Below are 25,904 nucleotides of genomic sequence, written 5' to 3' on the forward strand. Positions count from 1 at the left end.
CACTGAACGCGCCCGATTGTTACAGCTCCCGCATCACCTCCCGCGCCGCATCGGCAATGCCGCTGGCCGTTACCGGTCCCCCGCCGGAGGCCCGGACGCCGGCGCGGCCGTGGATGCTGGCCGCCATCGCCGCGACCGCGGCCCATCTGGCGTCAGGATCGATGCCATGGTCACCGAAGCGCCCGACGTCGGCACCCACCTGGGCAAGCAGCCCGCCGATAATTCCCGCCAGGACGTCCCCGCTGCCGGCCGTGGCCATCCACGGGGTGGCTTCCGCCTGGCTGAAGAAGTCCTGGAATGGGGAGGCAACAAGGGTCGTGGCGCCTTTGAGCAGCACCGTGGCTTCGGTCAGCCCCGCAGCCCGCCGCACCGCGCTGAGCGTGGATGCTTCTACCGCGGAACGGTCCAAGGAAACCCCGAGGCGCTCAAGCAATGCGGACAGTTCGCCGGCGTGGGGTGTGAGGATCACTTGCGGGGCCAGCACTTCAGGCAGGGCGGGCAACGCGCCGGCGTCGGCGATCGTCGGCAGGCCCGAGTCTGCGGCGTCGCGGGCGCGCTGGAGCTGCTGTTCATCGGAGTCATCCAGTCCGGAGCCAACGAGCCAGGCCTGAACGTGGGTGTCGGCCACGGCGCCGACGCTGCACACGACCTCGGGGCAGGATTGCCGGACGAGGTCGGCGACGTCCGGCGGCCCAAGGTAGCGCACCATGCCGACGCCGGCAGCCAGGGCGCCCTTGCAGGCGAGCACGGCGGCGCCGGGGTAGGCGCTTGAGCCTGCGACCACTCCCAGCACTCCCCTGGAGTACTTGTGGGCCCGCCGCTCCGGGCGCGGGAGGAGAGCGGAAAGGTCTCGGGCCTCAAGCCGTCGCAGGGCCGGCCATGGCAGCGCTCCTTCGATTCCGATCGGAATCACCTGCACGCGGCCGGCGAAGTCGGCACCGGGGTCCGCGAGCAGGCCGGCCTTGGCGGCACCGAATGTGACCGTCAGATCGGCGGCCAGGACCGGCGCGTGCGCCTCTCCGGTGTCTGCGTCGACGCCGCTGGGGATGTCGCAGGCCACTACGAGGTCCGGCCGGAAGTGGCCCAGGGTCTCGATCAGCCCGGCGGCCGCGCCGCGCAGCCCGCCCTGGGCGCCGGTCCCGAGGATTGCGTCGATCACGACGTCGGCGCCGCCGGCGACCGCGGCGAGTTCGGCCACGTTATCCCCGGTGAGGGTCACGGCGTATCCGCCGGCCTTCCGGAAGGCGGCCAGCCCCGCGTCGTGGGCGTCGCCGGCGGTGAGCACCGCCGTCGTCCGCATGCCGCGGCCGGCCAGCAGGGCGGCGGCGAAGAGCCCGTCGCCGCCGTTATTGCCCTTGCCCGCCAGCACGGCCACCCTGGAGCCATACAGCCGCTGACCGCGGCCGCGCAATGCGCTGATGACGGCGTTGGCGACCCCGTAGGCGGCCCGCTGCATGAGAACAGCGCCCGCACCGGGGCCCAGGGCGTCGTCGAGAAATGGTTTCTCGGCTTCTCGTACCTGTGTTCCGGTGTAGGCGCTGATCATGGTTTCAGTCCGTTCGCGGTGCGGTCGCTGGGGAATGCCTGGCGCTCAGGCTGGTGCTGCCCGGGCGGCCGGCTCAGCCTTCCGCGATTACGGTCGCGGTGGCGATCCCGCCGTCGTGGCTCATCGACAGGTGCCAGCGCTTGACGCCTTTCGACTCCGCCACGGCCAGCACGGTGCCTTTGACCTGGACCGTGGGGCCGTTCTGGTCCAGCCCGATCCAGCAGTCCTGCCAATTCATGCCGGCCGGTGCCCCCAGCACTTTGGCCACGGCTTCTTTGGCGGCGAACCGTGCCGCGAGGGACCGCGTGTTCAGTTCCCGCTCGGCCGGGACGAACAGCCTGTCGCGCAGCCCGGGGGTGCGCTCGAGCTGCCGCCCGAACCGCTCAATGTCTACGACGTCTACGCCAATGCCAACGATCATGGCGTTATTCTACGGTCACGCTCTTGGCCAGGTTGCGCGGCTGGTCCACGTCGTATCCCTTGGCTGAGGCGAGTGCGAGGGCGAAAATCTGCAGCGGAACCGTTGCGAGAAGCGGTGCCAGAAGCGTGGGGGTCTCCGGGATGTAGAAGACGTGCTCGGCATACGCCTTGACGGCCTCGTCTCCTTCTTCCGCGATCACGATGGTCCGGGCACCGCGGGCGCGGACTTCCTGGATGTTCGAGACCACCTTGGAGTGCAGCGAGTCGCGGCCGCGCGGGGACGGGACCACCACGAAGACGGGCTGGCCTTCCTCGATCAGGGCGATCGGGCCGTGCTTGAGCTCGCCGGCGGCAAAGCCCTCGGCGTGGATGTAGGCGAGCTCCTTGAGCTTCAGGGCACCTTCCATCGCTACCGGGAAGCCGACATGGCGGCCCAGGAACAGCACGGACTTGGCATCGGCCATGGACTCGCCGAGTTCCTTGATCTCGGCCTCGTTGTCCAGGATGTGCTGGATCTTGGCCGGAATCTTGCCGAGGTCGGCCAGGATGTCCTTGATCTCGCCCTGGAACTTGTTACCGCGCAGCTGTGCCAAATAAAGGCCCAGCAGGTAGGCGGCGGTGATCTGGGCGAGGAACGCCTTGGTCGAGGCCACGGCAATCTCCGGTCCGGCGTGTGTGTAGAGCACCGCGTCGGATTCCCGCGGGATGGTGGATCCGTTGGTGTTGCAGATGGAGACCGTCTTGGCGCCCTGTTCCTTGGCGTAGCGGACGGCCATGAGCGTGTCCATGGTCTCGCCCGACTGGGAGATGGAGACAATCAGGGTGTTCTCGTCCACGATCGGATCCCGGTAACGGAATTCGTGCGAGAGTTCGACCTCGGTGGGGATCCGGCACCAGTGCTCGATCGCGTACTTCGCGACCTGCCCGGCGTAGGCGGAAGTGCCGCAGGCCAGGACGATGATCTTGTTGACGTTCTTGAGCAGTTCCGGGTCAACCCGGAGCTCGTCGAGCGTCAGCCGGCCGTGGATGTCGGAGCGGCCCAGCAGGGTCTGCAGCACGGCGTCCGGCTGGTCGTGGATTTCCTTTTCCATGAAGGACGGGAAGCCGCCCTTTTCTGCGGAGGCCGGGTCCCAGTTGACGTGGTATTCCTTGCCTTCGGCGGGGGCGCCGTAGAAGTCCGTGATCTCCACGGAGTCGGCGGTGATCGTGACGATCTGGTCCTGGCCGAGTTCCACGGCGCGCCGGGTGTAGTCGATGAAGCCGGAGACGTCGGAGCCGAGGAAGTTCTCGCCGTCGCCCAGGCCCACCACGAGCGGAGAGTTGCGGCGCGCTGCGACCACTACGTCCGGCTGGTCGGCGTGGACGGCCAGGAGGGTGAAGGCGCCTTCGAGCCGCTGGCAGGCGAGCTGCATGGCCCGGGTGAGGCCGCCCTTGGCCGCGTCACCGCCGATCTGGTTCCGGTAGATGTCGCCCAGCAGCGCGGCGGCCACCTCGGTGTCGGTCTCGGACTGGAAGATGACGCCCTTGCGGAGGAGTTCCTGCTTGAGTTCGGCGAAGTTCTCGATGATGCCGTTGTGGATCAGTGCCAGCTTGCCGCCGTCGGACAAGTGCGGGTGGGCGTTCTGGTCCGTCGGGCCGCCGTGCGTTGCCCAGCGCGTGTGGCCGATGCCTGTCAGCGATTCGGGCAACGGGCTGGTCTCGAGCTCGGCAATCAGGTTGCTCAGCTTTCCCGACTTCTTCCGGGAAGAAATGGTGCCGTCGGCAACCACTGCAATTCCCGCTGAGTCGTAGCCGCGGTACTCCAGGCGCCGCAATCCTTCAAGGACAACGTCCAAGGCATTGTGTCCAGCATTTACCCGGCCATCTGAGTGGCCCACATATCCAACGATTCCACACATGGGGTCAAGCCTAGCGGGTTTCCGGGAGGGAGGACGTGGGACAGGGCCGTGCGGACGCTTCGACGCGGGGCCGGTGCTGCGCCGTGGCAGGGCCGGCGCGGGCCTGTTCCGGCTCCCACCGGCCCGTCCATTTCGCTCTCGGCGTCGTGAGGGGCAGAATCTCTAGGGTGACTTTGCAACGCAATGAAGCGACCGGGGAAGGTGTCTCCCCGTTCGTGGAGCTGGACCGGCAGACCTGGTCCCGGCTCGCTGCCCAGATGGAGCAGCCCCTTAATGAAGAGGACGTGGTCCGCCTTCGTGGCCTCGGGGACCCCCTCGATATCAAGGAAGTGCGCGAGGTCTACCTGCCGCTGTCCAGGCTCCTGCACCTGTATGTGGAGGCCGCCGGCCAACTGCACGCCGCCACCACAACGTTCCTTGGCGAGACCACCCAGCGCACGCCGTTCGTGATCGGTGTTGCCGGTTCGGTGGCCGTCGGCAAGTCCACCATCGCCCGCGTGCTGCGGGAAATGCTCCGGCGCTGGCCGGGCACCCCCAACGTGGAGCTCATCACGACGGACGGGTTCCTCTATCCCCTGGCTGAGCTCAAGCGCCGGCAGCTGCTGGAGCGCAAGGGTTTCCCGGAGTCGTACGACCGCCGAGCCCTGCTGCGTTTCGTGAGCGAAATCAAGGGCGGCGCCGAGGAAGTCCGGGCGCCGTGGTACTCCCACGTGACCTATGACATTGTCCCGGGCAAGGAAGTGGTGGTCCGCCGGCCGGACGTCCTGATTGTCGAGGGACTGAACGTCCTGGCCCCGGCCCGGGCACGGCAGGACGGCCGGCAGGGCCTCGCTCTGAGCGATTTCTTCGACTTCTCCATCTACGTCGACGCCAAGACCTCGTATATCGAGGAGTGGTACGTGGACCGCTTCCGCAAGCTGCGGAGCACCGCCTTCGCGCAGCCGGAATCCTACTTCCATCGCTACGCCACCCTCTCCGATGCCGAGGCCGAACAGACCGCGCGCGAGATCTGGAAGCGCATCAACGAGCCGAACCTCGAGGAAAATGTCCTCCCGACCCGGGGCCGGGCGCAACTGGTTCTGACCAAGGATGCCGACCACTCCATCCGGCGGATGCTGCTGAGGAAGGTCTAGCACACATGTGCTACGACGGTGGGGGCGAATCGATCGGACGGCAGTCAGCCGGACCGGATTCGCCAAGCCGCCGCGCGTTCAACCGCCTCCTGATGGCAGGCACCGGCCTCACGGCCCTGAGCGCCTGCACTCCGGCCCCGGCGTCCGCGCCCGCTTCAGCACCGGCCGGCATACCGGCACCGTCGCCGGGGCTGAGCCCGGGTGTCCGCACCGGTTCGCCGACAGCTGCGACGTCGAGCTCTCCACCGCCAAACCCGCCGTCGGCGGCAACCCTTCCGGAAAGCACGACGGCGGCGGCCACGCCTCCGACGCCGGCGGCAGCGCCGTCGAAGGCAGCTCCGTCGAAGGCACCGCCGTCGGCCTCAGCGCGGGGGCCGCAGCATTCACTGACGGACCCCGTCAGCCCGTGGGTAATCGTCAACAAGCACCGGCCGCTCTTCCCCGCCACCTTTGTGCCGCCGGACCTCATCCGGCCGTCCGTCCGCTTGGCCACCTCCGGCGAGGCGGCACTGCTGAATAGCACGACGGCGGCAGCGGCGGAGAAGATGTTCGCTGCCGCGGCTGCCGACGGCGTCATTATCACCCTGGCCAGCGGGTACCGTTCGTTCAGGACGCAAACGGCAACATACGGCAGCTACGTGCGCACCCGGGGCCGGGCCGAAGCCGACACCGCTTCGGCGCGGCCGGGCTACTCCGAACACCAGACCGGCTGGTCCTTCGACATCGGCGACGGCGGCGGGGCATGCAGCTTCCAGCCCTGTTTTGCCGAGCAGCAGGCGGCGGTCTGGGCCAAGGCCAACGCCCACCGCTTCGGCTTCGTGGTCCGCTACCCGTGGATGTTCCACGAAATCACGGGCTACTACTACGAGCCCTGGCACCTGCGGTACATCGGCGTCGCGGCGGCAACGGACATGTCCACCCGTGGAATTGCCACCTTGGAGGAGTATTTCGGTCTGGAAGCCGCCCCGGGATACTTGTAGGGGTACCCATGAGGGTGAAAGCTCTGGATGCGACAGCCTGAAGGGCAGGACACAGACGTATCAGATCAGGCCCACTTGGATAGGAGAGCCTTGTTGGCTTCGCGTCGAAGCTGCAGATCTTCCGGAGGGGTTTGATGTGGGGCCGCCCACCAGTCGCCGAGGTTGTCGACGGTGGCCATTCTTCGGCCTGCGTTGAGTGGTGTGACGCGCCAGCGGTCGGCCGGCTGGAGGTCCGGATGGGCGGGTCCGAGGACCTGCACGGCGAATATCCCGGGAATAGAATTCCTCACGAATCCGTGGTCAGCGCTGAGTTCGATGTCTCCGGGGCCGGGGACCAGGATCGTGTGGGAACGACGGATATATGTATCCGGCACCTTCTGACCGCGGGCTGCCATTTGGATCATCACACTCCTGGGCGTCACTAATCCAAAGATGACCCTGGACATCTGGGCGTAGTCATATAGCGGGGCCAGGTCCGCTAGGAGCCGCGTGAGTGCCTCCCCGGCGTCGTCCTTGCCCTTCTTGATCTCGGTGCCGGCGAGGATCCATCCCTCGCCGGTGAACCGGACGTACCAGTCCCCGTTGGCAGTGGGGAACAGCAGATACGCCCTTCCGATGTCTTCGCAGCAGCGGGTCAGCAGACCGGCGACCTGGTGGGGCTCGCACTGGGTCATCGTGAAGTGGAGCCCGGCGAGGATCGGAGCGGTCGCGTTGGCCGCGGCCCAGCCGGCGATCCGCTCCACGATCTCCTTGAATACCGGACTGTCCACGGCCCATCGGTCCAGGTTCTTCTTCACAGACCGGAAGGCGAGGGGGGTCTCATTATTGTCAAGGGCTGCGTCGACGGAGCAGATCGCGGCACAGTAGGCGTACCGATCCGTGCGTGGTCTGGGGCCGGGGCGGTCGGCACAAGCCGTGATGGTGCCGGTGAAGCCTAGGGGCGCAATCGCGTCGGCGATCATGTCCGCAATCTCCACGGCGTGCTTGGGCGCCATGACCGGGTAGACATAGATTGCCGTTCCCTTGCTCACTTCAACCGCATGGAACCGTTGATCGGGATGCTCCGGCATTCTGACGCCGGCGATAGCGCCGTCGATGTCATCAGCTGTTGGCTGGCTCGATCCGCCGTCAGGCTTGCAGAGGAATCCCTGGGTGAGCAGTGCGTCGGTGTTCACCCTGCGGATCTTGACGTCGTCGATGGTGATGCCCGGGTGATCAACCATTGAGCGCCCCCATGAACCTGTAGGTACCGTAAGAGTTGACACACGTCACCCAATTGATCCTAAGGGTGTTTTCCCCATTGGGAACCCCAGATAGGTAGCCCGGTTTTGAGCGTCCGTAACGGTGCCGCGCGAAGCGGCTCCGACGACGACCACACCTGGCGGCCGGAACCGCTCCCGACGGCCTAGTCGGCGACGAGTTCCAGGGCCAGCTCGGTCCGGACCACCTGGGCCAGGCGTTCCGCGACGTCCTGGGCTGTCTGGTGGTCTCCGGCCTCGACCATCACGCGCACCACGGGCTCGGTGCCGGAGGGGCGCAACAGCACGCGTCCGGTGTCGCCAAGTTCGGCTTCGGCGACGGCCACGGCAGCAGCCACTGCTTCGTCGCCCTTCACGCGGGTGCGGTCCACGCCCCGGACGTTGATGAGGACCTGGGGCAGCTTGGTCATCACGGTGGCCAGCTCCTTCAGCGGGCGCCCGGTGAAGGCCACCTGGGCTGCGATTTGCAGGCCCGTCAGCACGCCGTCGCCGGTGGTGGCGTGGTCGGCAAAAATCACGTGCCCGGACTGCTCGCCGCCCAGGCTGAAGCCGCCGTTGCGCATTTCCTCGAGGACATAGCGGTCCCCCACGCCGGTTTCACGCAGGCTGATACCGGCCTCGCGCAGGGCGATCTTCAGGCCGAGGTTGCTCATCACGGTGGCCACCAGGACATCGTCCTTCAGCTTTCCGGAGGCCTTGAGGGCCACGGCCAGGATCGCCATGATCTGGTCGCCATCCACTTCGGTGCCTTCGTGGTCCACGGCGAGGCAGCGGTCGGCGTCGCCGTCGTGGGCAATGCCAAGGTCTGCCCCGTGGTCCAGGACGGCCCGCTGGAGCGGGCCGAGGTGGGTGGAGCCCACCCCGTCGTTGATGTTGAGTCCGTCCGGTTCGGCGCCTATGAGGATCACGTCGGCGCCAGCGTCCTTGAACACCTGCGGGGAACAGCCGCTGGCTGCACCGTGGGCGCAGTCGAGGACCACCTTCAGGCCGTCCAGACGGTGCGGAAGCGTGCCGAGCAGGTGCACGATGTAGCGGTCCTCGGCGTCGGAGAAGCGCTGGATCCGTCCGACTTCGCCGCCGACGGGCCGGAAGGGTTCCTTGCCGAGCTGCTCTTCGATGGCGTCCTCGACGTCGTCGGGCAGCTTCTGGCCGCCGCGGGCGAAGAACTTAATGCCGTTGTCCGGCGCAGGATTGTGGGACGCGGAGATCATGACGCCGAAGTCGGCGTCGAGGTCCGCCACGAGGTAGGCGGCGGCCGGGGTGGGAAGCACGCCGGCGTCGTAGACGTCGATTCCGGAACTCGAGAGGCCCGCTTCCACGGCGGCGGCGAGGAACTCACCGCTGGCCCGCGGGTCCCGTGCCACCACGGCGCGCGGCCGCTCCCCGCTCGTGTTGCGGTCGTGGCCAAGCACGACGGCTGCGGCCTGCGCCAGCTGCAAAGCGAGCTCGGCGGTCAGCAAACCGTTCGCCAGGCCCCGGACTCCATCTGTTCCAAATAATCTAGACATCGGGTCAAGTTTAGTCGATGGCCAGGGCAGGTCCGGCTTAAGCGGCGAAAGCCCGCCCCGCCGAGTGGCGGAACGGGCTTTCGTGCAAGCGCCAGAAGCGCTTGGAAGCGGTATTAGCGCTTGTGGATCCGAGCGCTAAAAGCGCCGAGGGTCCCAACCGTCGGTCGCGCCAGCGGCCAACGGTTGGGTAGGCGCATTTTTAGCGCTTGGAGTACTGCTGAGCCTTACGGGCCTTCTTGAGACCGGCCTTCTTGCGCTCGATGACGCGAGCGTCGCGGCGCAGGTAACCGGCCTTCTTCAGGGTGGCGCGGTTGTTTTCGGTGTCGATCTCGTTCAGGGAACGGGCGATGCCGAGGCGCAGGGCACCGGCCTGGCCGGAGATGCCGCCACCGTGGATGCGGGCAATGACGTCGTAGGCGCCGTCAAGATCGAGGATCTTGAAGGGCTCGTTGACGTCCTGCTGGTGCAGCTTGTTCGGGAAGTAGTTCGCCAGCTCGCGGCCGTTGATGGTCCACTTGCCGGAGCCCGGCACAACGCGAACGCGTGCAACGGCTTCCTTGCGACGGCCAACTGCAGCGCCGGCAACGGTCAGCGCCGGGCGTTCCTTCTTCGGCGCAGCTGCTTCTGCAGCACCGCTCTCCGAGGTGTAGCTGGTCAGGTTTTCCTCAGCCTCGACGGCCTCGGTGGTCAGTTCTTCGTTCTGAGCCACGATTCTCCTTGATTAAAAGTTGGTTGGTGGCCAGGACTACTGGGCGACCTGGGTGATTTCGAAAGTCTTGGGCTGCTGGGCGGCGTGGGGGTGCTCGGCACCGCGGTACACCTTCAGCTTGCCCAGCTGCTGTGCAGCGAGGGAGTTCTTCGGGAGCATGCCCTTGATGGCCTTCTCCACGGCGCGGACCGGGTTGGATTCCAGCAGCTCCGCGTAGTTGACGGAGGTCAGGCCGCCCGGGTAACCGGAGTGGCGGTATGCGCGCTTCTGCTCCAGCTTGGCGCCGGTAAGGGCAACCTTTTCGGCGTTGATGATGATGACGAAGTCGCCCATGTCCATGTGGGACGCAAAGGTGGCCTTGTGCTTGCCGCGCAGCAGGATTGCGGTCTGGCTGGCGAGACGACCAAGGACAACGTCGGTGGCGTCAATGACGTGCCACTGGCGGTTGATATCGCCGGGCTTCGGGGTGTACGTACGCACGGTGTTTGCCTCGTTCTTGTTCTGGCGTTCTTGTTTTAGGCGTCACCCAAGGTGCACCTACTATCTATGCGCTACCGGAACAGAGGTGAGGGCTCTATGTAACCAGTCATCCTGAGGTCTCGAATGTGCACGTTGAGTAGCTATCCTGCAACCGGATTCTCAAGCGGGCACGCACCATCGAGTAGGACACGCACAACGACTACCAAGAATAGCCTGCCGCGGGGTCTTGGGTCAAAATGGGGTGTCCGGATGCATCCTGTGTGCTCGCTGTTTCGCATGCTGCCCCATGCCGGCCCGTCGCATCCCTGGAGGAACCGTGTCAGATCCCGCCGCTGCCGGCACCGTCTCACTACTGTCGGCTCAGCCGCTCGGGTCCGTTGCTGACGTTCTCTTCATAGTCGGAGTGGGTCTCGCGGGCGCTTGCCTTGGCCTATTTGCCGACATCTTCATCAAGCGCGCACTCCCCCGCCTTGCCGGCAGCCCTACAGTACGCACAGGAATTACGACGGCGGCGGTCACTTGTGTGTTGTCCGGCCTACTGGCCTGGCGTTTCGGATTGTCGCCTGAGCTCCCCGCCTACGTATTGCTGGCTGTCGCCGGCGTCCAGCTGGCGCGGATCGACCTAATTCACCATCTGCTGCCAAACCGGATGGTTTTGCCCCTGCTGGGGGCTGGCCTGGTGCTGCTCGGAGCCGCTGCAGGGGTGTCCGGCGAGGCCGGAAACCTGCTGAGGGGGGTGGCCGGCGGATTAATTCTCTTCATTTCCTACCTTATTTTGGCTTTGGCCAGCCGAAACGGGCTCGGAATGGGGGATGTGAAGCTTGCGGCACCACTTGGGCTGTACTTGGGCTACCTAGGCTGGTCCCACTTGTTCTACGGGGGAGCCCTGGGGTTCGTCGCAGGTGGCGTCGTTTCCGTACTCCTGGTCCTCAAAAACCGCGGAAACAAGCCAGAGGAAGTGCCTTATGGGCCTTCGATGCTGGCGGCGGGCTTGGCCGTGATCCTGCTGCTCCCCTAAGTAGGGCCTACCCCGCCACGTGCGGGGAATAAGCCGCACGACTATGCAAACCAAGTAGTCGGCCACTTCCGCTACTTGGAAACTGAGTACACCCCCGTTTCAGGGTAGGTGGTACCCACATTTTCCTGCCAAAAAGTCGAGTATCGAACCTCATTGCCGTGCCGATTGCGCCCGTGCAAATGTTGTCCCAACGAAGCTCCAGCAAATAAGCAATCGGGGATTTGCCGGAAATTCGTTTACTACTCACACTCTGGAAAAGGAAAAACTAAAATGACTGGTCTCATGGTCTCAATGGTCTCTTTCATCGCCGGCATCAAGGACAAGCTCACTTCCGAAAAGGGAGCCACCGCGACGGAATACTCGCTCCTCGTGGCCTTCATCGCCTTCGGCATCATCCTGGGCGTCACGTTCTTCGGCACCCAGCTGAACACCTGGTTCAACGACCTCGGCACCACCGTGGGCAACTGGAAGAACTAGTAGCCCTGCACGCAGCGTCAAAGCACAACTGAAGGTCTCAGCAACACCCAATGTGCCGCGTCCGTGTCTCGCGGACGCGGCACATTTTCTTAATCATCCAGCTGCATCTATCCCTGGGGGGATCCCATGAAGCGCAGCAGTTTACCGTCGCCCCGGCCTCGGGCGCAGGGCCGGCAGCGTGGCGCGGCAGCCGTCGAGTTCGCCCTCGTCGCCCCCGTCCTTCTCGCCTTGGTCGGCGGAATCATTGAGTTCTCGTATACCTACAACCTGCAGATTTCGGTGACCCAGGCCGCCCGCGAGGCGGCAAGGAACATGGCCCTTCACAACGATCAAAGCCAGGCCAGGGCCGCCGCCGTGGCGGGAGCGCCCGGGCTAAGCGCGGCCGGCTTCACGTATACCTTCACCGGCGCCTGCCCGAGCGGCAGCACTGGCAACGCCCAAGTTGCTGTTGACTATAAGGCCAACTCCCTGACCGGGATTTTTGGCGGTTCCGTCACCGTTCACGGAACGGGAGCCATGCGATGCCACGGCTAAACGCGACTTCCCGGGCGAAGCACGACAAAGAACGCGGAGCCGCCGGCGTCCTGGTCGCAGTGATGATGCTGGTGCTCATCGGTGCCGGCGCCCTGGCCGTCGACACCGGACAGATCTACGCCGAACGGGCGCAACTCCAGAACGCGGCGGATGCAGGCGCCATGGCCGCTGCGCAACAGTGCCACAAGGCCGGTACCTGCACGGTCACGCAGGCCAAGCTCTGGGCGGGAGAACTCAGCGGGGGGAACTCCAACGATGGAGCCACAACCGTCGATTCCGTCGATTTGTCGGTTCCGAAACAGGTCAAGGTGGTCACTTCCACCCTCAACGGCGGCAACGGGTTCCTCACCAAGATGTTCGCCAGCGCGCTGAACGCCCCGCCGGTGACGGTCCGGGCCGGCGCTACCGCGGCCTGGGCACCGCCCTCAAGCGGGTCCAGCTTTCCCTTGGCGATCTCCAACCATTGCTACAACCTCTCCAGTGCAGCGCAAACGGCAGACGTCCAGAAGATCTCCTACAAACCCGGCGGAACCTGCACGGGCCCGTCCGGAACGCAGATCCCGGGCGGCTGGGGGTGGCTGGACCAGAGCTCGCCGTGCGTCGCAACGACGACCACCGGCACCAACCGAGTCGGCTCGGATCCTGGCAACAACCCGCCCACGCTGTGTTATGACGTCCTGTCCGGCTGGAAGACCACCATCCTTGCCGGCGGTGAGGTCAAAGTGGCCTTCCCCGTCTTCGATGACGCCACCAACCAGGGACAAAACGGCTACTTCCACGTCATTGGCTACGCCACCTTCAAGATCTGGGGCTGGAAGTTCGGGCAAAACAGCCCGTACGAATTCCGCGACAAGGCCAGCGATCCTGGAATGACCAGCGCCCTGGCCTGTGACACTCCGGCCAACAACCGCTGCGTCATTGGCCAATTCGTGAAATTCGAAACCATTGATTCTTTTGGAGGAACGGGCGGTACCGACTTGGGGACCGTCGATATCAAGCTCGTCAAATAAGCAATTTCTAAGGAGTTACGATGAAAACACGCCTGCTGGGGGGCATCGCCGCATTACTTGTGGCAATTGTTGGAACTGTATTGCTGGTGACGTACGTCCAAAATGCTGATAAACGCGCGCTGGCCAGTACCGAAACTGAAAACATCTACATTGTCCAGAAAACCATTCCTGCCGGCGCTACCGCCGAAGAGATCGCCGGCTCGGTGTCCAAGAAGTCAGTACCGAAACTCGCGATCGCCGAAAACAGCGTGACGGACCTCGCGACACTGAACTCCAAGGTCTCCGCCGTTGCGCTGATGCCGGGCGAGCAACTGCTGTCCTCCCGGATGGTGGAGCAGAACGCTTTCCTTGGTCCGGCGCGGGTCCAGGTCCCCACAGGGCTCCAGGAGCTCACGCTGAAGCTTCCCATTGAGCGCGTAGCGGGCGGAGTCTTGAAAGCCGGCGACACCGTGGGAGTCTTCCTCTCGCTGGAAGACACGGGTGCCCAGGCCGGAGGCAAGTCGAGCAAGACCCAGCTGAGCTTCCACAAGGTCTTGGTCACGGCAGCCCAGTTCAGCAACGGCACAGCCACCCAGACGGGAGCCTCGGACTCCTCAGCGGGAACTGCCCAGGCGTCGTCGACGTCCAGCAGCAAGGAACAGACGGACGACACCTACCTTGTGACGCTCGCAAGGAACTCGGCCGATGCCGAGCGCATCGTTTTTGCCGCGGAGTTCGGCAAGATCTACCTGTCCAAAGAGCCGGGTGACGCACTCGAGACGGGTAGCGGCGCGGTTGACACGGCGGGACTGTTCCGATGAGCCGCTACGTACTCATCACCCCGAACAGTGACTTCGAGCGTCTGGTCCGGCTGGCTGTGACCGGAATGCACGGCGCACTGCACGTCTTCCAGGCAGACTATTTGCCGGAAGGTCCGGCAGATATCCTGCGGCAGATGCAGGGAGAACCTCCGGAGGTCCTGATTCTCGGGCCTGGCCTGCCGGTGGAGGGTTCCCTCAAGCTCGCATCCGTCATGGACCTCCAATACCCGGAAATCAGTGTGGTGCTCGCCGCCACAGCTGCTCCGGAGACCGTGCTGCAGGCCATGCGGGCCGGCGTCCGGGATTTCCTGGACCCGGCAGCCGACGCGGACACCATCCGCGTCATGCTGGAGCGTGCCAGCCTGGCGGCGGCGGGCCGGCGGCGCGGGCTCGCCCCGCAGGCGTCAGAGCACGCCGACCACGGCGGCGCCGGCCGCGTCATCGCTGTGATGTCGCCCAAGGGCGGCGTTGGCAAGACAACGGTGGCAACCAACCTCGCGGTCGGCCTTGGCAAGACATCTCCGATGGGCGTAGTAATCGTCGATCTCGACCTTCAGTTCGGCGATGTGGCCAGCGGCCTACTGCTGGAACCGGATTTCACCATCACGGATGCTGTCATGGGGGCTGCTAGCCAGGATTCGATGGTCCTCAAGACCTACCTGACCGTCCACCCGGCCGGCATCTATGCCCTCTGCGCCCCGCGCAGTCCGATCGACATGGACCGGATCACGGCTGCCCATGTCTCCCACCTGCTCGAACAGCTGCGGCAGGAGTTCCAATACATCGTGGTAGATACGGCGCCAGGTCTGGGAGAACACGTCCTGGCGACGCTGGAACAGGCCACGGATGCTGTCTGGATCTGTGGCATGGATGTTCCCAGCATCAGGGGCATGCGGACCGGCTTCCAGATCCTGGAAGAGCTCAATCTGGCACCCGAACGCCGGCACATCGTCTTGAACATGGCCGACCGGCGGGCGGGTCTGACGCTGAAGGACGTCGAAGCAACAGTCGGCGCCCCGGTGGACGTGGTGCTGCCGCGTTCCAAGAACCTTCCCTACTCCACCAACAAGGGTATCCCCGTCCTCCAGGACGGTAGCAAGGATGCCGCATCCAAAGGACTGCGCCAGTTGGTGGATCGCTTCAAGCCCGGGTGGGAAGCAAGACCTCACAAGCAGCTGCACAGAAGGGCGGTATTCCAGTGAGCCTCACCGACCGATTCGCACAGCTGCGGGGAGAAGCCCCCGCAGGAAAGTCAAAGGAAGTGCGGCCGGCCCCGGTCGACGTCTTCCAGGCCCCGTCGACGCTTGGCCGCATCCATGAGGCAAAGGCAGCTGCGGAAACGCGCAGCGACGTCGCGGACGTCCAGCAGACCGCCTCAATCGCCAGCGAAGCTCTCAACGCGCTCAAGGAGCGGGCGAGCCAGGCCCTGTTTGAACGGCTCGGATCCAGGATCACCGATTCGTCGATCGGCGAAGCTGAACTCCACCAGTCGGTCAAGGACGAACTCAAGGCCGTCGTCGATGAGGAACAGATTCCACTCTCGGGCCAGGAACGCCAACGTCTGATCCGCGAGATCATCGACGACGTCCTGGGGCACGGGCCCATCCAGCGGTTCCTGGACGATCCCGCCGTCACAGAAGTCATGGTCAACCGCTACGACCAGATCTACGTGGAACGCGACGGCCAGTTGCACCTGACGGACACGAAGTTCACCTCGGATGAAGCCCTTCGCCGGGTGATCGAGCGGATCGTGACCCATGTGGGGCGGCGCATCGACGAGTCCTCGCCGCTCGTGGACGCCCGGCTCGCCGACGGCTCACGTGTCAACGCCATCATCCCGCCCCTGGCGGTCAACGGGCCGGCTCTCACGATCCGGAAATTCGGTCGTGATCCGCTCACCGTCAACAACCTGATTTCGATGGGCAGCTTGTCCCCCGAGATGGCGGAACTCCTGCAGGCCTGCGTGCTGGCACGAATGAACATCATCGTGTCCGGCGGCACGGGCACCGGCAAGACGACTCTGCTGAATGTGCTTTCCTCGTTCATTCCGGCGTCGGACCGGATCGTTACGATCGAGGACGCTGTGGAACTGCAGCTGCAGCAGGACCATGTGGTGCGGTTGGAAAGCCGGCCGCGGAACATCGAGGGAAAGGGCGAAATCTCAATCCGCGACCTCGTCCGGAACTCCCTGCGTATGCGGCCGGACCGAATCGTCGTCGGCGAAGTCCGCGGCGGGGAATGCCTGGACATGCTCCAAGCCATGAACACCGGCCACGACGGTTCCATCTCCACAGTCCACGCCAACTCCCCCCGGGACGCTATCGCCAGGCTCGAAACCCTAGTCCTGATGGCAGGCATGGATCTCCCGCTGCGGGCCGTCCGCGAGCAGGTGGCCTCGGCCGTGAACCTGATCGTTCACATCTCCCGGCTCCGCGACGGCTCCCGCCGCGTCACTCACATCACCGAAGTCCAAGGGATGGAAGGAGACATCGTCACCTTGCAGGATGCGTTCGTCTTTGACTACTCGGCCGGGGTGGACAGCAGCGGCCGGTTCCTGGGCAAGCCGGTGCCCACCGGCGTCCGGCCACGGTTCACTGACCGCTTCGCCGATCTCGGGATTACCATCTCGCCGGCAGTCTTCGGCGTGCAGCCGTCAAGGGGGCGGTAGCCATGCTCCCTGAACTGTCCCCCCTCACGTTCGTGGGCGGCCTCCTGCTGGTCTATGCGGCACTGGCGATGGTCTTCACCTTTGTCTTCAAGTCCCGGTCGGCGGTGCCGTTGTCCCGGCGAAGGCCGGACATGGGACCGCAGACCTCCTCCTTTACCAGGCTGACTGACCATGCAGTCCAGGCCCTGAACAAGGGCGTGCGCCGCGGCGGCACCGGCATATTGAACAGGGACAAGCTCGATGCTGCCGGCCTCAAGAAGGGCCCCGGCGACTACGTGCTGATGGCTGGTGCCTTGACCTTCGCCGCAATGGTGGTGGGCTTCCTGACGGGCGGGGCGTTCTTCGCGATTCTGCTGCTGGTGCTCACCCCGGTGGCCCTGGTGGTGTTCCTGAATGTCCTTGTCTCCCGGCGGAGAAAGAAATTCGATGATCAGGTGCCTGACACCCTGCAGATGTTCTCGGGCGGTCTCCGGGCCGGACACAGCCTGCTGCGCGCCATCGACGCCGCTGCCCAGGAGAGTGAGGTGCCCATGTCGGAGGAGCTGAACAGAGTGGTCAATGAGACCAGGATCGGCCGCGACCTCGGCGAATCGCTCGACGAGGTGGCACGCAGGACCGACAACGAGGACTTCGGCTGGATAGCCCGGTCCGTGGAAATCCACCGGGAAGTCGGCGGGGACCTGGCCGAAGTCTTGGACCACGTGGGGGAAACGATCCGGGACCGGAACCAGATCCGCGGCCAGGTGCGGGCGCTCAGCGCTGAGGGCCGAATCTCCGCTTTGGTCCTCATCTCCCTTCCTGTGGTGATGTTCATTGGTTTGACCCTGTTCAATCCCCTCTACTCGAAGGTGTTCACCAGTACACTGCCCGGCTACCTCATGATCGCCGCCGTCGTGGTCCTCCTCTCGGTCGGCAGCTTCTGGCTCAGCCGGCTCATCAAGCCGAAGTTCTAGGGAAGCAGGGAGAGAACAGTGCAAACCATCGCCTATGCCGCCATTCTGGCGGTCATCGCCCCGCTGTCCGTCATGACGTGGCTAGCCCTGACCGGCGACCGAGCCGGACTCAGGAACATTCAATCCAACCTTGGTAAGCGGCAAAAGACCGGGGCTGCGGCGCTCGGCGCCAATGAGCAGCTCGCGTCGCTGGCGAGGAAGGCCATGCCGCAAGGTTACGCAGCATGGCTGGACAAGCAATTGGCCGCTGCCGGCCGGCCAAAGGCGTGGCCGCTGGCCCGCGTCATCATGGTCAAGCCCCTTCTGGCCTTGGCCGGAGCCGTGCTGGGGATCCTTCTCTACACCGCTGATCCCAAGCCCGCGAAGCTTGGCCTTGCCCTGGGCGTGACAGCTCTGTGTTACTTCGTCCCGGACATCCTCCTGCGCAACTATGCGGAGAAGCGCCGGGCCGCTATAAAACTGGAATTGCCAAACGCGCTGGACCAGATGCTCATTTCGGTTCAGGCAGGCCTGGGTTTTGAAACCGCCATGGCCCGTGCCGGGGAATCCGGGAAGGGACCACTGGCCGACGAACTCATCCGGACCCTGCAGGACATCCAGGTGGGGAGATCGCGCAAGGAGGCCTACATCTCTCTGGCCCAGCGCGTGGACGTCCCCGACCTGCGGTCCTTCGTCCGGGCTGTAGTCCAGGCCGACACTTACGGAATTGCCATCGCCAATGTCCTCAAGGCCCAGGCGAAGGTCATGAGGGTCAAACGGCGGCAACAGGCCGAGGAGCATGCAATGAAGATGCCTGTGAAGATGCTATTTCCGCTGATCTTTTCAATCCTCCCGGCCCTGTTCATCGTGGTACTTGGCCCCACAGTCATGAACATCATGGATATGTTCGCCAGCCGCTGATCCAGCGGGCGTCCCGTCATTTCGGGCAGCCACAGACCGGACCCCCTTGGACCCAGAGCCGAGGGGGTCCTTCGGCGTGCCCGACGCACGATGGGCGCAAGATGAGCGCAGGGAATGTACAGGAAACGTGCAGTTTGGGAAGCCTTAGCACAGGATGCGTCAAAGGCGAATCACCGGCGTGTCGGTGCTTGCTACGTTTCCCTCAGCGCTGGTGCAGGACCAGCCGCCCAACTCGCTCAGGAGTTAACAATGCGTTCCTTTCTCTCCGCTTTCGCAACCCGTCTTCGCCGCGACCAGCGCGGCGCCACCGCCGTCGAGTACGGCATCATGGTCTCCCTCATTGCCGTCGTGATCATCGTCGCCGTGACGCTCCTCGGCACCACGATGAAAAACACGTTCAACCAGGTGCAATGCCAGGTTTCAGGTAAGACCTGGACAGCCGCTACGTCGACTTGCGCGTAGCGCCCCGGCGAGTTCATTCTCTGCTAGCCAGCCCGTTCAGGAGGCATCCATGCGTTCTTTCTTAAGTAACATCACTGCCCGTCTTTGCCGCGACCAGCGCGGCGCCACCGCCGTTGAATACGGCATCATGGTCTCGCTGATAGCCGTCGTGATCATCGTCGCCGTAACTCTCCTCGGTGGCACCTTGCATGACACCTTCGTGCAAGTCCAATGCTCGGTATCGCATGGGACTTTCGCTGCCGGAGGAGCGGCCGGGCAGGCAACCTGCACGCCGTAATCGGCATCGGCCCCGAACGCATCGGCGCGTGAATGTGTGGTGGCGGACCGGTGCCGCCACCAGACGTCCATCGCCGGCAATCCACAGGCAGAAAGGCGGTCCCCCATGTCCAAGACAAAAGAACGGGGGGCCGCTGCTGTGGAGTTTGCGCTCCTGGCTCCGGTACTGATCATGCTGCTACTGGGCATCATGGAATTCGGTCGCGCCTACAATGTCCAGATTTCACTGTCCAGCGCCGCCCGCGAAGGCGTGCGCGTGATGGCCATAGGCAACGACGCCACGGCAGCGCGAACCGCCGCCAAGAACGCCGTGACAGCGCTGAAGCCCGCCTTGACGGACGCCAACATCACCGTCAGCCCCGCTACGTGCACCACCGGAGCGCAAGTGACGTTCACCATCAGCTACACCCTCGCCACCATGACCGGCATCGCCGGGCCGTTCCCGATGCAAGGCAAAGGAGTAATGGTATGCGGAGGCTAGGCAGGGGAATCGCGGCAGGGACCAGCGAGCACGGGGCCATCAGCGTTCTTGTCGCAATCCTCATGGTGGTCCTCCTGGGCTTTGCGGCCCTCGCCGTCGACACCGGCGTCCTCTACGCAGAACGGACCCAGTTGCGGAACGGAGCCGATGCCGCCGCCATTGCCGTTGCCCAGAAGTGCGCGAAAGACGTCAATGATCCGGACTGTTCCAGCACTTCCACGCTTGCCGCCGGTCTCGCGAACAGCAATGCCGGGGACGGGCTGAGCAACGTGAAGTCCCTCCTGTTGGACAAGAATGCGCGGACCGTCACAGTGGTTGCCGGCGCCCAGGAAGCGGGCAAGCAGGCCAACAACGTCTCGCTGTTTTTTGGCCGCGCCCTTGGCTTCAACAGCACCGAGGTCAATGCCCCATCGACGGCCAAGTGGGGCAGCCCGGTTGCCGGGACAACGGCTTTTCCCCTGACTTTTTCCATCTGCCAGGTCAAGGGGCACGTCGACGGGACTCTGCAATTGCTCCAGAGCCACGGCAGCGGCGCCAACCCCAGCTGCAACTACGGACCGTCCGGGGCTGCGGTCGAGGGCGGCTTCGGGTGGCTCCCTAACGATCCCGGCATTTGCGGGGGGCTGATAGACCTTGCAGTCAGCGAAGGAGGAAGCGATCCAGGCAACAGCGCCCCTGCTGCCTGCGACGCAACGCTTCAGCGCTGGGCTGCCGATATCACCGCGGGCCGAGACGTCGTTGTCCTGCTACCCGTCTTCAATAAGGTGACCGGCACCGGAGCCGGCGCCGTATATGGGCTGATCTCATTTGCGGCCTTCAAGGTCGCCGGCTGGAGTTTCAGCGGTAACAACAGCCTCCCCGACTCGTTCCACAACAAGTCTCCCGACGTTCCATCGGCAGTGAAATGTGACGGCAACTGCCGCGGCATCATCGGGAGCTTCATCCAGTACGTGTCGCTGGCGAACGGTTTCACCCTTGGGCCCGTGGACGCTTATGGAGCCACCGTCGTGAAACTCACGCAATAGCACCAGCCGTTGCCGCCCCGTCCACCCACCAGTTCAGGAGCAGTTTTTGAAGTCACGCTTATTGGCAGGAATCGCGGCCCTGGTGCTGGCCGTCATCGGAGCCATCGTGGTGGTCAGCTATGCGCAGGGAGCCGACGAGCGGGCTGTCCAGGGCCTGGACCCCCAGGACGTCCTCGTCGTGGCGCAAGCCGTCCCCGCAGGCACCACCGTCGAGGCCTTGCTGCCGTTCCTCACCACCCAGAAACTGCCGGGCACGGCCGTCGCCAAATCCGCGCTCCGCAACCTGGACGGCCTGACCGGCAAGGTCACCGCCGTCGATCTGCTCCCGGGCGAGCAGCTCGTCGCCGAGCGCCTGATCGCCCCCGAGGAGCTGAAGGCCAGCGGATCGGTACAGGTCCCCGTGGGGCTCCAGGAGGTGTCCTTCCAGTTGGAGCCGCAGCGCGTTGTCGGCGGCCGGATCGAGGCTGGCGATCACATCGGCATCTTCGTCAATCTCGACAGCGGAGGACTGGAGGCCAAGGCGGACAAGCAAACCACCCAACTGACAGTCCACAAAGTTCTCGTGACTTCGGTGCAGCGGGCACCATCGGCAGCCCCGTCTTCCCAGCCTTCCCCGGGCTCCACCGCCCCGGCACAGGACACGTCGCTTCCAACAGGGTCGCTGTTGCTGACGGTCGCCGTGAACGATGTGGACGCCGCCAAGATTGTGTACGCCGCGGAATTCGCCAAGATCTGGCTGAGCAAGGAACCGCTCAACGCCACGGACAGCGGCCGGCCAGGAATCATGACGAAACCAGAGGTGTACAAATGAGCCGCTTTGTCCTGATATCCCCCAATACGGATTTTGATGCCCGCGTCCGGCAGGCCCTCGCCGGCGGTCTGCCAGGCGGCCTGCAGACCTTCGCGTTCGTGAATCCGGCCAACCCGGCGGAGCTGTTCGCGAACCTCAACCAGGAACGTCCCGAGGTCCTGATCCTGGGGCCGGACGTGCCCGTGGAGGATGCTCTGCGCCTGGCGACCGTGTTCGACGTCCAACTCCCCGAGCTCAGCGTCATCCTGGTGGGCGAGGCAGATCCGAACTTTGTACTGCTGGCCATGCGGGCCGGCATCCGCGACATCCTCAGCCCGGCGGCGGATCCCGCGCAGATCCGGGTGCTGCTGGAGCGGGCCTGCCAGTCATTCGCCACCCGAAGCCGGACCTCAACGGCCAAGCAGCCGGACAGTGCCAGAGGGCTGGTGATCGGTGTCTTCTCCCCCAAGGGCGGGGTCGGTAAGACCACGATTGCCACCAACATCGCGATCGGGCTGGGCAAGGTGGCGCCCATGGGCGTGGTGATCGTGGACCTGGACCTGCAGTTCGGGGACGTGGCTTCGGGCCTGTATCTGAACCCGGAGCACACCGTGACCGATGCCGTTTCGTCCTCGGCCAGCCAGGATTCCCTCGTCCTCAAAGCTTTCCTCACGGTCCACCCCGGGAACATCTACGCGCTCTGCGCTCCCCGGACGCCGGAGGAAGCTGATGACATCACACCGCATCAGGTCACCCGGCTGCTCGAACAGCTCGCGGAGCAGTTCCAGTACGTCGTGGTCGACACAGCGCCCGGGCTACCCGAGGTGGGACTGGCCGCACTCGAACAATGCACCGATGCCGTCTGGGTGACCGCCATGGACGTCCCCAGCATTCGCGGGCTGCGCTCCGGCCTGGAAATCCTCCGGCGCCTGGACCTGCTTCCCGAGACCCGCCACGTGGTCCTGAACATGGCCGACTCCAAGTCCGGGCTGAGCGTCCAGGACGTCGAGGCGACCATCGGCGCACCCGTGGACGTCAGTATCCCCCGGTCCAAGGCAGTCGCGTTCTCCACTAACCGCGGCGTGCCGGTGCTGCAGGACGGCCGCAAGGACCCTGCCGTCAAGGGCCTGAAACAGCTTGTGGACCGGTTCGATCCCGCCTGGCGCGCCACTGCCCAGAAGAAACTGCACCGGCGGGTGGTGGTCTGATGAAGCTCTCCGAACGGCTCCGCTCCGTCGAAGGCACCGCCGACGCCCCCATTGTTCCCCTCCCATCCCACAGGCAGGCGACGACGGCGGACAGCGCCGTCGTCGTCGAGCTCCCCAGCCTCGCACTTCCGGCCGCACACACCGTCAACACCGCAGGCAACACCGGCGGGACTCATGGCGGGACTCATGGCGGGACTCACGCCAGCACTCCCGAGCCGGCCCGCGGCAAGGGCCAGCAGCCCGTCGATGCCTTCGCGGCCCTCAAGCAGCGGGCTGCCACGGCGTTGTTTGAGCGCATGGGAACCCGCTTCAACGATTCCGCCTCCAAGGAGGATGACCTCCGCACCTCCGCGCGGGAAGAGCTGACACGCATCATCGACGCGGAACAGGTCCCCCTATCCGCCGAGGAGCGTGCCCGTCTGGTCCGCGACGTCGCCGACGACGTCCTGGGCTACGGCCCGCTGCAGCGCCTGCTCGATGATCCCGCCGTCACGGAAATCATGGTCAACCGGATGGACCAGATCTACGTGGAACGGCACGGCAAACTCACCCTGACTGAGTCGCGCTTCAGCTCCGAGGATCACCTGCGCAAGGTGATCGAGCGCATCGTCTCCAAGGTGGGCCGGCGGATCGACGAGTCCTCGCCGCTCGTGGACGCGCGGCTCGAGGACGGGTCCCGCGTCAACGCCGTCATCCCGCCGCTCGCCGTCGGCGGTTCGTCGCTGACCATCCGAAAGTTCAGCAAGGTGCCGTTGACAGTCCGGAACCTCATCGAGTTCGGCACGCTGACGCCGGAAATGGCAGAACTGCTCAATGCCTGCGTGAAGGCCAAGCTCAACATCATCGTCTCCGGCGGCACCGGCACAGGCAAGACCACGCTGCTCAACGTACTGTCCTCATTCCTCCCCCACGACGAGCGGATCGTAACCATCGAGGACGCCGTCGAGCTCCAGATCCAGCAGGAACATGTGGTGCGGCTGGAAAGCCGGCCGCCGAACACGGAGGGCAAGGGCGAGGTCACCATCCGTGAGCTGCTGCGGAACTCCCTGCGTATGCGGCCCGACCGGATTGTGGTGGGCGAGGTCCGCGGCGGCGAATCGCTGGACATGCTCCAGGCCATGAACACCGGCCACGACGGCTCGCTCTCCACCGTCCACTCCAACTCCCCCCGGGATGCTGTAGCCCGCCTCGAGACGCTCGTGCTCATGGCCGGCATGGACCTGCCGCTGCGCGCCATCAGGGAGCAGATCGCCTCGGCCGTCAACCTCATCATTCAGATCTCCCGGCTGCGGGACGGGACCCGGCGCATCACCCATGTGACCGAGGTCCAGGGCATGGAAGGGGACATCGTCACGCTCCAAGACGCCTTCGTGTTCGACTACACCGCCGGCGTCGATGCCCACGGCCGGTTCCTCGGCAAGCCGGTCCCCACCGGCATCCGCCCGCGCTTCATCGACCGCTTCGAGGACCTGGGCATCCATGTCTCCGCCAACGTGTTCGGCGCGCCGCTGGCGCCGGCCGGAAGGTCGTGATCTGTCCATGACCCTGCTGCCTCTTGGCATCGGCCTGCTGTTCTGCGCCGTCCTGGTCCTGGGGATCGTGCTGCTGGCCCCGGGCGGGGCGAGTGTGCCTCTGGACCGGCGCAGGCCCGCCGAGGGCCAGCCCGAATCGCAGCTGACGCGGTTCGCCGGCTCGGCAGTCCACCTGGTTGACGGCTTTTTCTCCCGGCGCACGGTCCGGTTCTTCAACCGCGAGACCCTGGAACAGGCCGGACTGCGCCTGAGCCAGGCGGACTTCTACGTTCTGCTGCTGGCCGGGGCCGTGGCGGGCGCCATTGCCGGCTTGGTCGTCGCGGGGCCGCTGCTGGCGGTCATGCTTGTCATGCTGGCCCCGGTGGCGGGACACCTCGTGATCGGTTTCCTGACCGGCAAGCGCCGCACCAAGTTCGATCAGCAGCTCGGCGACACCCTGCAGCTGCTCTCCGGGGGCCTCCGCGCCGGCCACAGCATCCTGCGCGCCATCGACGCAGCCGCGTCCGAATCGCAGAGCCCGACGTCGGAGGAGATGCGCCGCGTGGTCACGGAGACAAGCCTGGGCCGGGACCTGTTGGCATCCCTCAGCGATACCGCGGACCGGATGCGGAACGAGGACTTTGTCTGGATCGCCCAGGCCATCCAGATCAACCGCGAGGTGGGTGGCAACCTCGCCGAAGTCCTGGACCAGGTCAACGAGACCATCCGCGAGCGCAGCGAGATCAAGGGCCACATCAAGTCCCTCGCGGCCGAAGGCAAGTTCTCCGCCTATATCCTCATGGCCATGCCGATCGGGATCGTGGTGATGCTGATGCTGGTCAACCCGGGCTACATGAACGTCATGTTCACGCATCCGCTGGGCTGGGGCATGATCGTCGCCTCCGTGATCCTCATGACCATTGGCGGTCTGTGGATGCGCAAAATCATCGACCTGAAGTTCTGAGGCAGCGATGGCGCCTTCCGTCCTCCTTGCCATGCTGCTGGTATCCGTGCCGTTGGGCTATCTGGTGTGGTCGTTGCTGTCCGTCGACCGGAAATCGCAGCGCGCCACGCGGGAGATTCTCGCGCTGGGCACGGACCCTGCCGAACTCACCCAGCGGGCGCACAGCGGCCTGCTGGAACGGGCCGGCTACCGGCTCACGCCCTCTGCCTACGTCCGCAAGCTGGACAGGCTGCTGTCCCTCGCCGGGCGCCCCGCCTCGCTGCCGCTGGGACGCGTTCTCGCGGCCAAGCCGCTGCTCGGCCTTCTGGGTGCCCTGCTGGGCTTCTGGATCGGCGCCAACGGCACGACGCCGATCCTCAAGCTCGTGGGAATCTTTGTGTTCCTCCTGGGCTACTTCATCCCGGATCTCCTGCTCTACAGCAAGGGGCAGGAACGGCAGAAGATCCTGCAGCTGGAGCTGGCCAACACGCTGGACCAGATGCTCATCTCCGTCGAAGCGGGCCTGGGCTTCGAAGGCGCCATGGCCCGGGCGGGCGAGAACGGCAAGGGCCCCCTGGCGGAAGAGCTGATCCGCACACTCCAGGACATGCAGGTGGGGCGAAGCCGCCGCGAGTCCTACGTAGCTCTGGCGGAGCGGACCAATGTGCCCGAGCTCCGCAGCTTCGTCCAGGCCGTCGTCCAGGCCGATACGTACGGCATCGCCATCAGCCGGGTGCTGCGCGTGCAGGCGAAGGTCATGCGGGTCAAACGCCGGCAGCGGGCCGAGGAGAAGGCCATGAAGCTGCCCGTCACCATCCTGTTCCCGCTGCTGTTCTTCATCTTCCCGGTGCTCTTCATCGCCATCCTGGGCCCGGCCGTCATCAACGCCATAGACACCTTCAGCGGCCAGTAGCG

Annotated in this window: 27 protein-coding genes; 20 read left to right on the forward strand and 7 right to left on the reverse strand. The window is 65.1% G+C overall.

Annotation, left to right across the window (positions count from 1 at the left end; all coding sequences use genetic code 11):
• Nucleotides 1-19: 19 nt before the first annotated feature.
• The 3 genes from C9424_RS00715 to glmS all read right to left on the reverse strand — a co-directional run bounded on the left by C9424_RS00715 (nt 20) and on the right by glmS (nt 3,864).
• Nucleotides 20-1,546: an NAD(P)H-hydrate epimerase gene (locus C9424_RS00715; RefSeq protein WP_116765065.1), complete on the reverse strand. Its 1,527-nt coding sequence runs from the start codon at nt 1,544-1,546 to the stop codon at nt 20-22.
• 73 nt (nt 1,547-1,619) lie between these two features.
• Nucleotides 1,620-1,967: a holo-ACP synthase gene (locus C9424_RS00720; RefSeq protein ID WP_024366340.1), complete on the reverse strand. Its 348-nt coding sequence runs from the start codon at nt 1,965-1,967 to the stop codon at nt 1,620-1,622.
• Nucleotides 1,968-1,971: 4 nt separating this feature from the next.
• Nucleotides 1,972-3,864 (reverse strand): glutamine--fructose-6-phosphate transaminase (isomerizing), encoded by a 1,893-nt coding sequence (glmS, locus tag C9424_RS00725; RefSeq protein WP_116765066.1) that lies wholly within the window; start codon nt 3,862-3,864, stop codon nt 1,972-1,974.
• A gap of 167 nt (nt 3,865-4,031) precedes the next feature.
• Here glmS and coaA point away from each other — a divergent pair, with 167 nt between their 5' ends.
• Nucleotides 4,032-4,997 carry a type I pantothenate kinase gene (gene coaA, locus C9424_RS00730; protein WP_091252054.1) on the forward strand — a complete coding sequence of 322 codons (966 nt, stop codon included), beginning with the start codon at nt 4,032-4,034 and terminating at the stop codon, nt 4,995-4,997.
• 5 nt (nt 4,998-5,002) lie between these two features.
• Entirely contained in the window at nt 5,003-5,977 is a 975-nt protein-coding gene (locus C9424_RS00735; protein ID WP_237563229.1) for a M15 family metallopeptidase, read from the forward strand.
• 65 nt (nt 5,978-6,042) lie between these two features.
• On the opposite strand, the gene C9424_RS00740 is transcribed toward C9424_RS00735, so the two are convergent.
• From C9424_RS00740 to rplM, 4 genes are all read right to left on the reverse strand, one after another.
• Nucleotides 6,043-7,200, reverse strand: a complete 1,158-nt coding sequence (locus C9424_RS00740; RefSeq protein WP_116765067.1) for a hypothetical protein — start codon at nt 7,198-7,200, stop codon at nt 6,043-6,045.
• A gap of 182 nt (nt 7,201-7,382) precedes the next feature.
• Nucleotides 7,383-8,744, reverse strand: a complete 1,362-nt coding sequence (glmM, locus tag C9424_RS00745) for a phosphoglucosamine mutase (protein ID WP_116765068.1) — start codon at nt 8,742-8,744, stop codon at nt 7,383-7,385.
• A gap of 199 nt (nt 8,745-8,943) precedes the next feature.
• The gene (gene rpsI, locus C9424_RS00750; RefSeq protein WP_018773707.1) at nt 8,944-9,453 is read right to left on the reverse strand and encodes a 30S ribosomal protein S9; all 510 of its coding nucleotides are present in this window, start codon (nt 9,451-9,453) and stop codon (nt 8,944-8,946) included.
• 36 nt (nt 9,454-9,489) lie between these two features.
• Nucleotides 9,490-9,933 (reverse strand): 50S ribosomal protein L13, encoded by a 444-nt coding sequence (gene rplM, locus C9424_RS00755; RefSeq protein ID WP_015937805.1) that lies wholly within the window; start codon nt 9,931-9,933, stop codon nt 9,490-9,492.
• Nucleotides 9,934-10,249: 316 nt separating this feature from the next.
• Here rplM and C9424_RS00760 point away from each other — a divergent pair, with 316 nt between their 5' ends.
• The 18 genes from C9424_RS00760 to C9424_RS00845 all read left to right on the forward strand — a co-directional run bounded on the left by C9424_RS00760 (nt 10,250) and on the right by C9424_RS00845 (nt 25,902).
• Nucleotides 10,250-10,951 (forward strand): prepilin peptidase, encoded by a 702-nt coding sequence (locus C9424_RS00760; protein WP_116765069.1) that lies wholly within the window; start codon nt 10,250-10,252, stop codon nt 10,949-10,951.
• Nucleotides 10,952-11,221: 270 nt separating this feature from the next.
• Nucleotides 11,222-11,428: a Flp family type IVb pilin gene (locus C9424_RS00765; RefSeq protein WP_202615722.1), complete on the forward strand. Its 207-nt coding sequence runs from the start codon at nt 11,222-11,224 to the stop codon at nt 11,426-11,428.
• A 126-nt stretch (nt 11,429-11,554) separates the two neighbouring features.
• Nucleotides 11,555-11,962 (forward strand): TadE/TadG family type IV pilus assembly protein, encoded by a 408-nt coding sequence (locus tag C9424_RS00770; RefSeq protein WP_116765071.1) that lies wholly within the window; start codon nt 11,555-11,557, stop codon nt 11,960-11,962.
• A complete protein-coding gene (locus C9424_RS00775) occupies nt 11,950-12,972 on the forward strand; it encodes a pilus assembly protein TadG-related protein (RefSeq protein WP_116765072.1) in 1,023 nt (340 codons plus the stop codon). The genes C9424_RS00770 and C9424_RS00775 overlap by 13 nt, the downstream gene beginning before the upstream one ends.
• A 20-nt stretch (nt 12,973-12,992) precedes the next feature.
• Nucleotides 12,993-13,772: a Flp pilus assembly protein CpaB gene (gene cpaB / locus C9424_RS00780; RefSeq protein WP_202615723.1), complete on the forward strand. Its 780-nt coding sequence runs from the start codon at nt 12,993-12,995 to the stop codon at nt 13,770-13,772.
• Complete coding sequence (locus tag C9424_RS00785) at nt 13,769-14,974, forward strand: AAA family ATPase (RefSeq protein ID WP_116765074.1); 1,206 nt, start codon at nt 13,769-13,771, stop codon at nt 14,972-14,974. The genes cpaB (C9424_RS00780) and C9424_RS00785 overlap by 4 nt, the downstream gene beginning before the upstream one ends.
• A complete protein-coding gene (locus tag C9424_RS00790; RefSeq protein WP_116765075.1) occupies nt 14,971-16,440 on the forward strand; it encodes a CpaF family protein in 1,470 nt (489 codons plus the stop codon). Before C9424_RS00785 ends, C9424_RS00790 begins: the two co-directional genes overlap by 4 nt.
• A 2-nt stretch (nt 16,441-16,442) precedes the next feature.
• On the forward strand, nt 16,443-17,393 hold the full coding sequence (locus C9424_RS00795) for a type II secretion system F family protein (RefSeq protein WP_116765076.1): 951 nt from the start codon (nt 16,443-16,445) through the stop codon (nt 17,391-17,393).
• A gap of 18 nt (nt 17,394-17,411) precedes the next feature.
• A complete protein-coding gene (locus tag C9424_RS00800) occupies nt 17,412-18,293 on the forward strand; it encodes a type II secretion system F family protein (protein ID WP_116765077.1) in 882 nt (293 codons plus the stop codon).
• Between the two features lie 249 nt (nt 18,294-18,542).
• Complete coding sequence (locus tag C9424_RS00805) at nt 18,543-18,755, forward strand: Flp family type IVb pilin (protein WP_116765078.1); 213 nt, start codon at nt 18,543-18,545, stop codon at nt 18,753-18,755.
• 49 nt (nt 18,756-18,804) lie between these two features.
• Nucleotides 18,805-19,032: a Flp family type IVb pilin gene (locus C9424_RS00810; protein WP_116765079.1), complete on the forward strand. Its 228-nt coding sequence runs from the start codon at nt 18,805-18,807 to the stop codon at nt 19,030-19,032.
• A gap of 105 nt (nt 19,033-19,137) precedes the next feature.
• Nucleotides 19,138-19,512 (forward strand): TadE/TadG family type IV pilus assembly protein, encoded by a 375-nt coding sequence (locus tag C9424_RS00815; protein WP_116765080.1) that lies wholly within the window; start codon nt 19,138-19,140, stop codon nt 19,510-19,512.
• The gene (locus tag C9424_RS00820) at nt 19,500-20,537 is read left to right on the forward strand and encodes a pilus assembly protein TadG-related protein (RefSeq protein WP_116765081.1); all 1,038 of its coding nucleotides are present in this window, start codon (nt 19,500-19,502) and stop codon (nt 20,535-20,537) included. Before C9424_RS00815 ends, C9424_RS00820 begins: the two co-directional genes overlap by 13 nt.
• A gap of 46 nt (nt 20,538-20,583) precedes the next feature.
• Complete coding sequence (gene cpaB / locus C9424_RS00825) at nt 20,584-21,348, forward strand: Flp pilus assembly protein CpaB (protein WP_202615724.1); 765 nt, start codon at nt 20,584-20,586, stop codon at nt 21,346-21,348.
• On the forward strand, nt 21,345-22,535 hold the full coding sequence (locus tag C9424_RS00830) for an AAA family ATPase (protein ID WP_116765082.1): 1,191 nt from the start codon (nt 21,345-21,347) through the stop codon (nt 22,533-22,535). Before cpaB (C9424_RS00825) ends, C9424_RS00830 begins: the two co-directional genes overlap by 4 nt.
• Nucleotides 22,535-24,067: a CpaF family protein gene (locus C9424_RS00835; protein ID WP_116765083.1), complete on the forward strand. Its 1,533-nt coding sequence runs from the start codon at nt 22,535-22,537 to the stop codon at nt 24,065-24,067. Before C9424_RS00830 ends, C9424_RS00835 begins: the two co-directional genes overlap by 1 nt.
• A 7-nt stretch (nt 24,068-24,074) precedes the next feature.
• Entirely contained in the window at nt 24,075-25,010 is a 936-nt protein-coding gene (locus C9424_RS00840; protein ID WP_116765084.1) for a type II secretion system F family protein, read from the forward strand.
• A 7-nt stretch (nt 25,011-25,017) separates the two neighbouring features.
• Nucleotides 25,018-25,902 (forward strand): type II secretion system F family protein, encoded by an 885-nt coding sequence (locus tag C9424_RS00845; RefSeq protein ID WP_116765085.1) that lies wholly within the window; start codon nt 25,018-25,020, stop codon nt 25,900-25,902.
• The last annotated feature ends 2 nt before the right edge of the window (nt 25,903-25,904 follow it).

The organism is Arthrobacter sp. H-02-3 (genome assembly GCF_003097355.1).
Lineage (GTDB): Bacteria > Actinomycetota > Actinomycetes > Actinomycetales > Micrococcaceae > Arthrobacter > Arthrobacter humicola.

What these genes read in the sequence shown, in the direction of transcription:
- C9424_RS00720 (WP_024366340.1), bottom strand. Translation starts at nt 1,967, where the DNA reads ATGATCGTTGGCATTGGCGTAGACGTCGTAGACATTGAGCGGTTCGGG.
- C9424_RS00795 (WP_116765076.1), top strand. Translation starts at nt 16,443, where the DNA reads ATGCTCCCTGAACTGTCCCCCCTCACGTTCGTGGGCGGCCTCCTGCTG.
- C9424_RS00735 (WP_237563229.1), top strand. Translation starts at nt 5,003, where the DNA reads ATGTGCTACGACGGTGGGGGCGAATCGATCGGACGGCAGTCAGCCGGA.
- glmM (WP_116765068.1), bottom strand. Translation starts at nt 8,744, where the DNA reads ATGTCTAGATTATTTGGAACAGATGGAGTCCGGGGCCTGGCGAACGGT.
- C9424_RS00775 (WP_116765072.1), top strand. Translation starts at nt 11,950, where the DNA reads ATGCCACGGCTAAACGCGACTTCCCGGGCGAAGCACGACAAAGAACGC.
- C9424_RS00810 (WP_116765079.1), top strand. Translation starts at nt 18,805, where the DNA reads ATGCGTTCTTTCTTAAGTAACATCACTGCCCGTCTTTGCCGCGACCAG.
- C9424_RS00765 (WP_202615722.1), top strand. Translation starts at nt 11,222, where the DNA reads ATGACTGGTCTCATGGTCTCAATGGTCTCTTTCATCGCCGGCATCAAG.
- C9424_RS00835 (WP_116765083.1), top strand. Translation starts at nt 22,535, where the DNA reads ATGAAGCTCTCCGAACGGCTCCGCTCCGTCGAAGGCACCGCCGACGCC.
- C9424_RS00805 (WP_116765078.1), top strand. Translation starts at nt 18,543, where the DNA reads ATGCGTTCCTTTCTCTCCGCTTTCGCAACCCGTCTTCGCCGCGACCAG.
- C9424_RS00845 (WP_116765085.1), top strand. Translation starts at nt 25,018, where the DNA reads ATGGCGCCTTCCGTCCTCCTTGCCATGCTGCTGGTATCCGTGCCGTTG.
- C9424_RS00815 (WP_116765080.1), top strand. Translation starts at nt 19,138, where the DNA reads ATGTCCAAGACAAAAGAACGGGGGGCCGCTGCTGTGGAGTTTGCGCTC.
- C9424_RS00840 (WP_116765084.1), top strand. Translation starts at nt 24,075, where the DNA reads ATGACCCTGCTGCCTCTTGGCATCGGCCTGCTGTTCTGCGCCGTCCTG.
- glmS (WP_116765066.1), bottom strand. Translation starts at nt 3,864, where the DNA reads ATGTGTGGAATCGTTGGATATGTGGGCCACTCAGATGGCCGGGTAAAT.
- C9424_RS00770 (WP_116765071.1), top strand. Translation starts at nt 11,555, where the DNA reads ATGAAGCGCAGCAGTTTACCGTCGCCCCGGCCTCGGGCGCAGGGCCGG.
- C9424_RS00820 (WP_116765081.1), top strand. Translation starts at nt 19,500, where the DNA reads ATGCGGAGGCTAGGCAGGGGAATCGCGGCAGGGACCAGCGAGCACGGG.
- cpaB (WP_202615723.1), top strand. Translation starts at nt 12,993, where the DNA reads ATGAAAACACGCCTGCTGGGGGGCATCGCCGCATTACTTGTGGCAATT.
- C9424_RS00715 (WP_116765065.1), bottom strand. Translation starts at nt 1,546, where the DNA reads ATGATCAGCGCCTACACCGGAACACAGGTACGAGAAGCCGAGAAACCA.
- C9424_RS00785 (WP_116765074.1), top strand. Translation starts at nt 13,769, where the DNA reads ATGAGCCGCTACGTACTCATCACCCCGAACAGTGACTTCGAGCGTCTG.
- C9424_RS00740 (WP_116765067.1), bottom strand. Translation starts at nt 7,200, where the DNA reads ATGGTTGATCACCCGGGCATCACCATCGACGACGTCAAGATCCGCAGG.
- C9424_RS00830 (WP_116765082.1), top strand. Translation starts at nt 21,345, where the DNA reads ATGAGCCGCTTTGTCCTGATATCCCCCAATACGGATTTTGATGCCCGC.